Annotated in this window: 10 protein-coding genes; 7 read left to right on the top strand and 3 right to left on the bottom strand. The window is 42.5% G+C overall.

The features are described 5' to 3' along the window. Positions 1-349: 349 nt before the first annotated feature. The 7 genes from FQV37_RS02645 to FQV37_RS02675 all read left to right on the top strand — a co-directional run bounded on the left by FQV37_RS02645 (position 350) and on the right by FQV37_RS02675 (position 8,766). A complete protein-coding gene (locus FQV37_RS02645; protein ID WP_057760518.1) occupies positions 350-949 on the top strand; it encodes a TetR/AcrR family transcriptional regulator in 600 nt (199 codons plus the stop codon). A gap of 367 nt (positions 950-1,316) precedes the next feature. Then, positions 1,317-2,531 (top strand): iron-containing alcohol dehydrogenase, encoded by a 1,215-nt coding sequence (locus FQV37_RS02650; RefSeq protein WP_160021173.1) that lies wholly within the window; start codon positions 1,317-1,319, stop codon positions 2,529-2,531. A 164-nt stretch (positions 2,532-2,695) separates the two neighbouring features. After that, positions 2,696-3,745 (top strand): NADP-dependent oxidoreductase, encoded by a 1,050-nt coding sequence (locus tag FQV37_RS02655; protein WP_160021174.1) that lies wholly within the window; start codon positions 2,696-2,698, stop codon positions 3,743-3,745. Positions 3,746-3,984: 239 nt separating this feature from the next. Then, a complete protein-coding gene (locus tag FQV37_RS02660; RefSeq protein ID WP_160021175.1) occupies positions 3,985-4,662 on the top strand; it encodes a type 1 glutamine amidotransferase domain-containing protein in 678 nt (225 codons plus the stop codon). A 30-nt stretch (positions 4,663-4,692) separates the two neighbouring features. Continuing rightward, positions 4,693-5,322, top strand: a complete 630-nt coding sequence (locus FQV37_RS02665; protein ID WP_160021176.1) for a glutathione S-transferase family protein — start codon at positions 4,693-4,695, stop codon at positions 5,320-5,322. A gap of 398 nt (positions 5,323-5,720) precedes the next feature. Continuing rightward, on the top strand, positions 5,721-7,409 hold the full coding sequence (locus tag FQV37_RS02670) for an MFS transporter (protein ID WP_160021177.1): 1,689 nt from the start codon (positions 5,721-5,723) through the stop codon (positions 7,407-7,409). Positions 7,410-7,494: 85 nt separating this feature from the next. Beyond that, positions 7,495-8,766, top strand: a complete 1,272-nt coding sequence (locus FQV37_RS02675) for an HlyD family secretion protein (RefSeq protein ID WP_160021178.1) — start codon at positions 7,495-7,497, stop codon at positions 8,764-8,766. A 142-nt stretch (positions 8,767-8,908) separates the two neighbouring features. On the opposite strand, the gene pdxH is transcribed toward FQV37_RS02675, so the two are convergent. From pdxH to guaB, 3 genes are all read right to left on the bottom strand, one after another. Then, positions 8,909-9,580, bottom strand: coding sequence for a pyridoxamine 5'-phosphate oxidase (gene pdxH / locus FQV37_RS02680; RefSeq protein ID WP_205962048.1), 672 nt, complete (start codon positions 9,578-9,580; stop codon positions 8,909-8,911). Positions 9,581-9,689: 109 nt separating this feature from the next. Further along, positions 9,690-11,057 (bottom strand): phosphoglucosamine mutase, encoded by a 1,368-nt coding sequence (gene glmM / locus FQV37_RS02685; protein WP_160021180.1) that lies wholly within the window; start codon positions 11,055-11,057, stop codon positions 9,690-9,692. Between the two features lie 212 nt (positions 11,058-11,269). After that, a complete protein-coding gene (guaB, locus tag FQV37_RS02690) occupies positions 11,270-12,742 on the bottom strand; it encodes an IMP dehydrogenase (protein WP_057760534.1) in 1,473 nt (490 codons plus the stop codon). Positions 12,743-12,923: the final 181 nt, after the last annotated feature.

Below are 12,923 nucleotides of genomic sequence, written 5' to 3' on the forward strand. Positions count from 1 at the left end.
TAATGAGAAAATATCTGGCAAGTAGTAAGTCTAAAATCGTTACCAAGCTATCAATCAATAGTCATCAATTAAAAAAAGCTCTAATGAAAAATGATCTTTAGCAATAAATACTAACGGTAACGGATAACAACAAAACCTACCTTGCTAGACGACTGGTCTAATGCTACCATAGCTACTAATAAAACAAGACTATTTTGTCAGTGAATATTGTTGATAAAACGTAACACATATAACTATATCCTATTACAATACGCCATCAACGTGACGTTCAAATGAACGCTAACTGTTTTAACTGACTATCTAATGCATACGCTAATACAAGCAACTACTAAGGGAGATAATCCTGTTTATGTCTAATACAGACGCAACGACACCAGATACTAAAGCTCATTTACTTGCCACTGGCTACCAATTAATCGCCAAAAAAGGTTTTACCGCTGTTGGTTTAAAGCAAATTTTAGATACAGCAGGTGTGCCAAAGGGTTCTTTTTACCATTATTTCGCTTCTAAAGAAGCCTTTGGTGAAGCCATTATTAATCATTACTTTAGCTTATATAAGACTCGGTTGGATGTCATCGATGCACAAGATGTCAGTGCACAGCAAAAGCTATATGATTATTTTCAAAACTGGTATGACACCCAGCAGAATGGCTGTGACCATGAGAAATGCTTGGTAGTGAAGCTCAGCGCAGAGGTAGCCGATATGTCAGAAACCATGCGTAAGGCACTCGATACTGGCTATCAGCAGACGACCATGTGGCTCGCTAAGCAGATCAAAGCTGGCTGGCTCGATGAGTCCGTCCCTCGTCACGATAACATCTCGGCTGAGAGTATGGCCAAGCGTTGGTATTTTGCATGGCTTGGCGCAAGCTTGATTGCAAAGATTAGCCAAACCAATACCCCTTTAGCAGAAATTTGGCAGATGACCACGACCCAAATGGGACGCTAATCGTCAACTGTTCGGATTTCTAGCGACTGCACTTCTAACGTAACCATTAAGGCACATTGAATATTCATAACGCTCATAGATAGTAGCTGTCAGTACTATGCTTGAGTATTCAGTGTGCTTCATTGCCTTCTCTTTTTTAAACGAATTTCTTAAAGACATTTGAATACGGCTTAGACAGTTATACGAGAGTTTTGTAAATATAACTAGACGACTGGTCTAATTGGTGTACAATGCGCAAATATTAAGAATGAATGTCTATACGAGCATTGCTTATCATTCATTCATTGATATCAGACAATATCCCATGTCAAAACCATTTAATTGAACCGTTTTTACTAATCACTTTTTATTACTAATTAGGAATCTTATGAATAACTTCCAATACTACAACCCAGTCCGTATCGTTTTTGGTGAAGGTCAAATCGAGCAATTATCCGATCTAGTCCCTACTGATGCGCGTGTCCTCATTACGTACGGTGGTGGTTCAGCACAGCGTACTGGTACTTTAGACGAAGTAAAGACTGCACTAGCGGCAAGCGGTAACCGTACGGTATTTGAATTTGGTGGCATTGAAGCCAACCCAGAATTCACCACACTACTTAAAGCCGCTGATATGGTTAATGAGCACAACATCGACTTCTTATTAGCAGTTGGCGGTGGTTCTGTGATTGACGGCAGCAAATTTGTGGCACTAGTATCTTCATTGACTGAAGAAGACGGCACTGTCTCACGTGACCAAGCTTGGGATGCCTTAACTGGTTATTGCAAAAACATTGATTCTGCTGTCGACTTGGGCGCGGTATTGACTATTCCAGCAACAGGTTCTGAGATGAACTCAGGCGGCGTGATCAACTATAGTGAACGTCAAGCAAAACTACCGTTTGGTAACCCACTTGCCTTCCCTAAATTCTCGATTCTAGATCCAATCAAAACACTTACCCTGCCTGAACGTCAGGTTATGAATGGTGTTGCTGATGCATTTGTTCATGTAATGGAACAATATCTGACTTACCCAGTAAACGCTAAAGTACAAGATGCCTTTGCTGAAAGCTTGCTTAAAATCCTTATTGATGAAGGTCTAGTTGTTAAGCAAGATCCAGAAAACCTAGAAACACGTAAGAACATTATGTGGACAGCGACCATGGCATTGAACGGTCTGATCGGTACTGGTGTGCCACAAGACTGGACAACCCATATGGTCGGTCATGAGCTGACGTCACTACACGCTATCGATCATGCACGTACGCTAACCATCGTATTGCCATCAGTCATGCGTGAGCTCAAAGAAAGCAAAAAAGAAAAACTGCTTCAGTATGCACGTAACGTATGGAACATTACCGATACTGACCTAGACGACGATGCCATCATCGAAACGGCTATTGTCTACACTGAAAACTTCTTCCGCGAGCTTGGCTTGCCAGTTAGCCTAGAAGACGTTGACTTGACGGAATCAGCGATTGATCCAATCATCAAGCAGCTTGAAGTGCATAACATGGTTAAGCTTGGTGAACATGGTACCAACGACCTAGAAGTATCACGTCGTATCTTGCAGCGCGCTGTAACTAGCAAAGCGTCTTCATAAGCGCTCTAGTAAGAACTGTCAGAACAATTATAAGAAAAATCGCGACAGTAATAATAAGTACATATCGTTATGCTATTTATAGTAGTAGCTATTCCATGCTGAGTAGCTGCTACACTTAACACCACTATAATAATGACAATTAATAAATATAAAGGAGTCCTACAATGAGCTTCGACAAACAACAGAATCAACAAACAAACCGTCAAATCAAATTGGCTAGCCGTCCTAATGGCGAGCCAACTGCTGACAACTTTGACATGGCGACTAGCGACATTCCTACGCCAAAAGATAACGAGATGCTACTACGCACGGTATATCTGTCACTAGATCCATATATGCGTGGACGTATGAGCGATGCAAAAAGCTATGCAGACCCATTAGAAGTCGGTGACGTCATCATGGGTGGTACCGTAGCGCAAGTGGTCGAGTCAAATATTGACAACTTCTCGGTAGGCGACTTAGTCGTATCAAACTCAGGCTGGCAAGACTACAGTGTCAGTGATGGCGAAGGCGTCCTGAAACTGGACAAAAACATGTCAAACCCTTCTTATGGTTTAGGCGTGTTAGGTATGCCAGGGTTCACCGGTTACATGGGTCTGACTGATATCGGTAAACCACAGAAAGGCGAGACTTTAGTTGTGGCAGCAGCAACTGGACCGGTCGGTGCCACTGTCGGTCAAGTGGGTAATCAATATGGTCTGCGCACTGTCGGTGTGGCAGGCGGTAAAGAGAAATGCGACTTTGCGGTCAATGAGCTTGGCTTTGATATCTGTATCGATCACAAAGCCGATGACTTCACTGAGCAATTAAAAGCAGCATGTCCAGATGGTATCGACATCTACTATGAAAATGTTGGCGGTAAAGTATTTGATGCGGTAATGCCATTACTTAACGACCACGCACGTATTCCAGTATGTGGTCTGGTATCACAGTACAACGCAACTGATTTACCGGATGGCAAAGATCGCCTAGGTATGTTAATGGGTCTTATCTTAAGCCAACGCCTAACTGTCAGAGGCTTCATTATCTTTGAAGAGTACGGCGATCACTTCCCAGAGTTCTTAGAAACCATGAGCAAATGGGTGGAGTCAGGCGAAGTAAAAACCAAAGAGCACATTATTGACGGTCTAGATAATGCCCCAGATGCATTTGTCAGTATGTTAAACGGTGATAACTTTGGTAAGACTGTAATCAAAGTATCTGACGTCAAATAGTTACTGGTTAAACATTCGCTAGTTAAGTAGCTACTGACAGTTAGCAATCGTTGTGAATAACTACTTAACAACATAAATTGCTAATATCACTACTGAAAATTGATTACAAAGCAGGAATAATGCTAACAGTCATTATTTGCATTTAGGCTAATTAAATGAAAACAGCTAGTGATGCAACGGAAAACTTATGACTGTTGGCTATATCGTTACTAACACATAAATAATAAACAAGGATAATTATGAACATTTTAATGGTACTAACTTCTCATGACCGTTTAGGCGATACTGGCAAGAAAACTGGCTTTTGGCTAGAAGAATTTGCTGCGCCTTACTACGCATTTCTTGACGCTGGCGTAAATGTAACTCTAGCCTCTCCAGCTGGCGGTCAACCACCACTAGATCCTAGTAGTGACACAGAAGACACGCAAACCAAAGACACCACTCGTTTTAAAGAGGATAAAGACGCTCAGGAGCATTTGGCTAATACCAAAAAACTTGCTGATATGAACGCTGAAGATTTCGATTCAGTATTCTACCCTGGTGGTCATGGCCCGTTGTGGGATTTGGCAGTAGATGAAAACTCTATCAATCTGATCGAGACTTTTGTTAAGCAAGATAAGCCTGTTGCTTTTGTTTGTCATTCTCCTGCAGCGCTTAAAAACGTTAAAGTCGATGGCGAGTACTTAGTAAAAGGCAAAACAGTGACTGGTTTCACTAACTCTGAAGAAGACGCAGTTGGCTTAACAGACGTAGTACCGTTCTTAGTAGAAGACGCATTGAAAGCCAATGGCGGTAACTACGAAAAAGCGGCTGATTGGGAATCATTTGTTGTTGAAGATGGTCTGCTAATCACAGGTCAAAACCCTGCATCATCAGAAGAAGCTGCTAAGCGTCTAATGGCGAAGCTGCAAGGTTAGTCAAACTCACTACGCAATAAGGTCGATACCATGATTCGCTTACATCATCTCAATCAATCACGCTCATTACGTACGCTATGGCTTTTAGAAGAGCTAGGCGTTCCTTATGAAGTCGTTAGTCATCAGCGCGATGCCAAAACTCACTTAGCACCAGATTCTCTAAAGGCGGTACATCCACTCGGTAAGTCTCCGGTTATCGAAATGGATGGACAGATTTATGCTGAGTCAGGTGCTATCACTGAGTTATTGATTGAACGGTTTGCGCCAGAGCGTCTGCGCCCTGCTACAGGAAGCTCAGACTATGGCTATTATCTACAGTGGATTGATTTTGCAGAAAGCTCGCTCATGTTGCCATTAATGCTTGAATTATTTACTAACAAAGCAGGCATCAATGACAATGAGTTTTTAAATGGCTATATCGAAACAGAAAAAACCAGACTATTTAAATATCTGGATACTTCGGTTGAAGGTAAGTCGTTTATTGTAGGTGATAAGCTAAGCGGTGCCGACTTTATGCTGTCATTCGATTTGATTATTCTTGCTAAGCGTCAGAAACTTGACGCCTATCCGCATATCAAACAGTATGCTGAAAAGCTGGCCGGTCTTGATAGCTATCAGCGTGCGATGCAGCTAGAAGCAAAATATGATGAATCGATTTAGTACTTAGTATTATTAGTACTTAGTATTAATTGATACCTCGGTATTAGCCACAATACTATGTATTGACTGACCAATTTTTCGATACACAAAAACAGCTCTGTATAGAGCTGTTTTTATGCGTATAGCATTTTTTGCTTGTTGCATCGTTTGTTTTAATGTTTGTCACATTGCACGGAATACTGCTATATCTTTATTCAGCAGCGCCAATGACAAAAGCGCTGTAGAAGTTATGATAAAATATGCCCTGCATTTCTTAGGTTATCTTTCAAGTTTGACCAGCATTTATATCAGCTACCCCACTGCGTTTTAAGCTATGAACATTCATCGTACTGACCTGATTTTGCGTCTGGAATCTGTTCTATGCCATTCTATTTCCTTATACAGATTATGGTACGTCCATGAGTAACGAATATCAGTTTAAGCCCCACGAACAACCGATAATGGTGGGCTCTCCTGCCAATCCTGATCATCCTGCACGCCGTAAATTATTTTACTTACTGATTGGAATTTTCGTTGGTCTCACTGCTAGCTTTCAAAACGGTCTGCTCGTCGCAAATCTTACTCAAATTCAAGGTCAACTGGGCTTAACGCCAGCCGAAGGTGGGTGGATATCTGTCAGCTACAATATGACCAATGCCTGTATCACCGTTCTGCTGTACAAAATTCGCCAACAATTTGGCATGTCACTTTTTAGTAAAATCACTCTGTTCTTTTTGTTAGCCGCCACGAGTCTACAGTGGCTAATCAGTAGTCATTTGCTAGATACGCCTAATATTGGAATTGAGCCTTATTACCTAGAAATTGTCGCCAGAGGACTTAGTGGTATGGTCGCAAGTGGCATGACCATCTTGGGGTTATTCTACTGTCTGCAAGGTATGCCAACCGTCAAGCGTACTAGTGGCTTAATATTGGGTTTTGGCTTGGTACAGTTTGGTATTCCATTATCACGAATCATCTCGCCCTATCTCGCCATCGATGGTCAGCTTGAGAATTTATTTTTATTTCAATTTGGTTTGGCACTGATTTGTTTTGGACTGATTAATATATTGGAGCTACCACCAGGCAATACAGAAAAAGTATTTGAGAAACTCGATTTTTTAAGCTTTGCTTTTTTTGCGAGCGGGCTGGCGGCATTGGCTGTTATTTTGGTGCAAGGTAGGATTTTATGGTGGACGACGCCTTGGCTTGTCTATCCACTGATGATTGCTATCGTTGGGATTGGCATCGCTCTATGGATTGAAACACATCGAAAGAACCCAATGTTACAAGTCCGCTGGATGCGTAGTCGCAATATTATTGCCTTTATGATTACCGGCGCGGTCATGCGAATTTTACTATCTGAGCAAAATGTTGGTGCTGCAGGGTTACTTGCCAATTTGGGCTATGGTAACGATCAGTTAGTTACTTTTTATGCTGTCATAATGGCTGCCAGTGTGTTGGCTTTGGTGATTAGTATTTTTAGTACCAACCCGATGGACTTGCGCCGTCCCGTTATTTTTGCAGTGGCATTGATTGCCTTGGGCTCTTGGATGGACGTTGGGGTTTCTATTAATTCTGCCCCCTATATGTTTTATATTAGCCAGTTTTTGATTGCATTTGCCGCGGTATATTTCATGGGACCTTTGGTTTTTGAAGGATTTTTGCGGGCTATTGCTAGTGGCCCTGCTTATATCATTAGTTTTTCGGTTATCTTTGGTATTTCTCAAACGGTTGGCGGATTGGCAGGTGCAGCGGCTATTCAGGCATTTACGACCATTCGTACACAAGTGCATTATGCAGATATGGTCAGCTCACTGAACTTGGGTAATCCTACGTTCAGCGCTCAAATTGCTGGTACTCGTAGTATATTGTCAAACCAAACGACGGACGCAGCACAAGCGAATGTGGCCGCGATGAGCCAAGTGTTGCAAGGGATTCAGCGCCAAGCAACTGTCTCCGCTTATAGCGATCTGTTCTTTTTAATGGCCAGTTTTGCTACTTTCGTTACAGCCATTTTATTGATCAACTATTTTTATAACCGTTACCACAAGCGCAATCCACTTGCTAAAGAGCTTGCCGTTATTGCAAAAATGCGTGAGTCAAAATAACTCAGTTTATTCTATTAATCATGTTTCACCCCATTCATTTATAGCCAGTCTATTTTAATATTTATTAAAAATTTAGGAGCACGTCATGAGCCAAGAAAAACCAAATGAGCTTAGTCAAACACCTCAGACGGCCACTGGCGCTCCAGCAACAGACACACCTATAGCGTCCGATATAAGTAAAGAAGAGTCTGCTACAACTTCTTCTCCATCAGTAACTAAGACAGCAGAAGGTGATGTAGAAAACAGTTCAGATAGCAATGAACCACCAATGCCACCAATGCCACCAAAAGAGCCAATACCCGATACTACTGGTTGGTCGCCCAAGAAAAAGTCCTATCTAAACTTAGGCTTATTAATTTTATTGATTGTCATTGGCGTAGCATTGATTTTGTATGCATGGAAGCTCCCACCGTTCACCCCAACGGTACAGCAAACCAATAATGCCTTTATTAAAGGTCAGACGACTATTATTAGCCCGCAAGTTTCTGGCTATGTCACCAAAGTAGCTGTGCAAGATTTCGCCAACGTAAAAGCGGGCGACTTACTCATAAAGATTGACGATCGAACCTTTCAGCAGCAGCTCGAACAAGCACAAGCGAATACCGAAGTAGCTCTTACTAACCGCTCTACTAATGAGCAAGATACGCAAACCAGCCAAGCACAAATTGAAGCACGTAGAGCTGATTTATATAGTGCCAAAATCAATGTGGAGAGTGCACGTGAAGATGTTAACCGTTATCAAGGTTTAGATGCTATTGGTGCGGTATCTAAAGCAGAAGTTGCTCATATCAAGGCGCAATTGGCTCAAGCGCAGGCAGGTGTACAGCAAGCAGAGGCTAATTTGCAAGCCGCTCAAGAAAACCGTGAAAAGACCAGTGGCAGTCGCTCATCGCTGGACGCAAATATTAAAAATGCTGAGGCAGGCGTCAAGCAAGCGCAAATCAATCTAGACAATACTATCATCACTGCGCCTGAATCTGGCCAGCTAAGCCAAGTCAGTGTCAAAGAAGGTCAATACGTCAGCGCTGGTACGCAGCTCATGTATATCGTACCAAAAGGCATTTGGATAATTGCAAACTTTAAGGAAACTCAAATAGCCAATATGGCAATCGGTGAGCCTGCGACCATTCATGTCGATGCGCTTGGCGGTGCCAAATTTAATGGTCACATCAGTAATATCTCGCCAGCGACTGGCAGTGAGTTTAGTGCAGGTGCAGCCAACCCTGCGACTGGTAACTACATAAAAATCGCTCAACGTATTCCTGTACGCATCGACCTAGACCAAGATCAGCCTGAACTGGCACGCTTACGCCCTGGCATGTCAGTCTCAGTGGATGTCGATACCAATATTAAATGAAAGGTTAAATAAAAAGTTAAATACGAGATGATGCTAATTAAGGTCAATAGCTAACGTAAAAAAGCCACCCTAGATACCAAAGAAATTGGATTTAGAGTGGCTTTTTTAGTTTTGTATAATCTATAGCTTCAAACTATAACAACTATGGCAATAAACGTTTGGTCGTCCAGCTTGTATTGCCTTCATTGACTTTACTATCATCGCCGCTACTCTGCGTATACACAATTCGGTCATGCATCCGATTGGCTCGACCTTGCCAAAACTCAATACTTTCAACCGTAATCTCATACCCACCCCAAAACTCTGGCGTTGGTACAGTAGTATTGTCAGGGTGCGCTGCTTGAAGCTGTTCAAACGTTTGCTCCATGATTTCACGATTGGCCACTTCACCACTTTGCGGTTGACTGACCCAAGCGCCTACTTGACTATCATGAGGACGTTTTTGAAAGTAAGCAGCAGATTTATCAGCATCTATTTTAGCGATACTACCGCTGATACGGACTTGACGCTCCAGCTCATGCCAAAAGAATAACGCTTCAGCGTTAGGGTTTTCTGTAATATCCTGGCCTTTTGCGCTTTCATAATTGGTATAGAAAACAATACCCGTCTCAGTAATCTCGCGTAGTAACACAATACGGACGCTAGGCTTATTGTCTGCGCCACATGTTGCCAAACTCATTGCATAAGGCTCTTGCACCTTTTGCACTAACGCTTCATTCATCCAAGCTTTTAAAAGCTCGAATGGTGACGTTGGTACTGACTGTTGGTCAAGCTCACCTTTCTCGTATGAGAGGCGTTGGTCGGTAAAGTCCATGCTCATGGCAGCTCCTTATTTGAAAACTATAATGTTGTTGTCTCGAATACCAGTCATTATCTTAAATACCAGTTACTATTTTGAATACCAGTTATTGCCTAGAATGCTATTAGCCTAGTACCGACTTTATAAGATCAGCTAAGTCATTAGCCATTACATCACATTCTATTTCATCATCTGATTCCACCATCACACGAATCATAGGCTCTGTACCTGACTGACGTATCAATAGACGACCTCGACCTTCTAGTGTTGCCTGTGCTTTATCAAAAGCAGCAACCAACTCCTCATGTTTGAATGGATCTTGCATTTGAGACAAACGTACATTGACTAGCTTTTGCGGTAACACTTCAAAACCTTCAACAAGCTCACTCAACGCACGCTCTTTGGCTTGCATCACTGCCAGTACTTGCAAACCAGCAATGATAGCGTCCCCTGTGCGACTTTTATCTAAGCAGAGAATATGACCAGATGGCTCACCGCCCAATATCCAACCATTGGCTTCTAAATCCTGCATCACATAGCGATCACCCACTTTTGCACGAGTAAACTGAATATTTGCATCTTTTAGTGCCAACTCTAACCCCATGTTACTCATGAGTGTACCCACTACGCCTTCAGCTTTGGTTTTACCTTGGGTAGCAAGCACATATAAAATACCGTCTCCGTCGACTAACTTACCCGTCTCATCAACCATTACGATACGATCGCCATCACCATCTAGTGCAATACCGACATCTGCTTCATGCTCAAGCACAGCCTTTTGTAAGCTTTCAGGATGGGTAGAGCCACATTCAGCATTTATATTGATGCCATCTGGCGTATTATTAATGGCAATCACGTTGGCACCCAACTCGCGCATTACTCTAGGTGCTACGCTATAGCCTGCACCATTGGCACAATCCACTACTACCGTCAGATGACTGAGGTCATATTGATAAGGAAAACTGCCTTTGCAAAACTCAATATAGCGACCTTTAGCATCATCAATACGATTATTCTTACCTAAATTTGCAGGATCAAGAATAGGCATTATGGCAACATCACTACCAACGTCGTTCATAATTGCCGTCAATTTATCATTGATTGCAGTTTGCATCTCATCACTTATCTTTTTGCCATCACCTGAGAAAAACTTGATGCCATTATCATAATAAGGGTTGTGCGAGGCTGAAATAACCACACCAGCATCTGCATTAAAGCTACGGGTCAAATGCGCAATCGCTGGAGTCGGCAATGGACCAAGCATATAGACATCAACACCAGCCGCATTAAAACCTGCTTGTAATGCTCCCTCTATCACATAGCCTGACAGACGCGTATCTTTACCAATCACCACACTTGGCTTACGCGTAGGATTTTCATTTTTTTCTATGAGGACAAGCCCAGTGACGTAGCCTAGTTTTAAAATAAAGTCTGGTGTAATTGGTAATTCACCAAATTTTCCGCGAATTCCATCAGTGCCAAAATAGCTCATTATGTTTTCCTCAAGTCAAAAAAATAAAAGGCCAAACGTATACGCAGGCAATACTATTGTTGTAATAATCTGTTTCTGTATTTTACAAAAAAAACAGCCAACAATAACAGAGCATTGTTGGCTGTTTGTATCTTAAGCTCGCTGCAGCCTTACGTCTCAGCTAACATTAATACGATTTAAAACCATAAAAGATAAGCATTTTACGGAACGATCTAGTTTACTCGGTAGTTCGGTGCTTCTTTAGTGATTTGCACATCATGCACATGAGACTCTTTCATACCCGCTGAGGTTACTTTGATAAACTGCGGATTGGTACGCATATCTTCAATAGTAGCAGAACCAGTATAACCCATTGATGAACGTAAGCCACCAACCAACTGATTAACGATACCCGCAACTGGTCCTTTATAAGGAACACGGCCTTCGATACCTTCTGGTACTAGCTTCTCTACGCCGTCTTTTGCATCTTGGAAGTAGCGATCTGAAGAACCGTTTGATCCTGACATTGCACCCAAACTACCCATACCGCGATACGCTTTATAGTAGCGACCTTGGAACAGCTCAACTTCACCTGGTGCTTCTTCGGTACCAGCCATGAGTGAACCAACCATGATGCACGATGCACCAGCAGCGATTGCTTTTGCCATGTCACCTGAGTAGCGGATACCACCGTCAGCAATCAATGGAATACTGTCTTTTAAGGCGCTAGCAACATTATCAATTGCTGAGATTTGTGGTACACCGATACCTGCGATAATACGCGTGGTACAGATAGAACCAGGGCCGATACCTACTTTTACTGCATCAGCACCTGCGTCACGTAAAGCAATTGCAGCTTCACCTGTTGCGATGTTGCCACCGATTACTTGTACATGCGGGTAGTTTTTCTTGATCCAAGATACTTTATCGATCACGCCTTTTGAGTGACCATGCGCAGTATCAACGACGATAACGTCAACGTCAGCAGCGATTAATGCTTCAACGCGTGCTTGCGTGTCGGCACCTGTACCAACAGCCGCGCCAACACGTAGGCGACCTTGCTCGTCTTTACATGCATTTGGATTGTTTTCAGCTTTGGCAAAATCATTAACAGTAATCAAACCACGCAGGCGGAAATTATCATCAATAACGATGACTTTTTCGATGCGGTGCTCATGCAACAATCTTTTGATATTCTCGTTGCTTTCACCTTCATGCACAGTTACTAGCTGCTCTTTAGGTGTCATAATCTGACTAACTGGCAACGATAAATTGGTCTCAAAACGCCAATCTCTATGGGTAACAATACCCACAACGTTATCTGTGCCTTTTTCGACCACAGGCACACCTGAGATATTGTTATCTTGAGTCAAACGTAGCAATTCACCGATCGTCATCTCTGGATGCACAGTGATAGGATCAACGACGGTACCCGCTTCAAATTTTTTGACACGGCGTACTTGTGTGGCCTGCTTTTCGATATCCATGCTTTTATGCAAAATACCCATGCCACCAAGCTGTGCCATAGTGATAGCCATTTCAGACTCAGTCACCGTATCCATTGCCGCAGAGATTAACGGAAGATTAAGTGTGATATTTTTGGTCAAACGAGTAGACAGATCAGCAGTTTTTGGCAGAACTTCAGAATAGGCTGGTAATAATAAAACGTCATCAAAGGTTAAGGCTTCATCGACAATTCGCAACATACAGACCCCTAGTGGTGGTTATTTTGATGGGTAGGAGCTCAGGGTAAAGCGTATCAATCATTGCAGCTGCATACACAGTGCTGACTCATCGCTAACCACTCAGTTATCCTATAAAAATAACGCCACATTATAACAAATAAGCACCTCACTGACACACTATATTTGTCAGATTATTTTACAC

This window comes from Psychrobacter nivimaris (genome assembly GCF_009812035.1).
GTDB classification, from domain to species: domain Bacteria; phylum Pseudomonadota; class Gammaproteobacteria; order Pseudomonadales; family Moraxellaceae; genus Psychrobacter; species Psychrobacter nivimaris.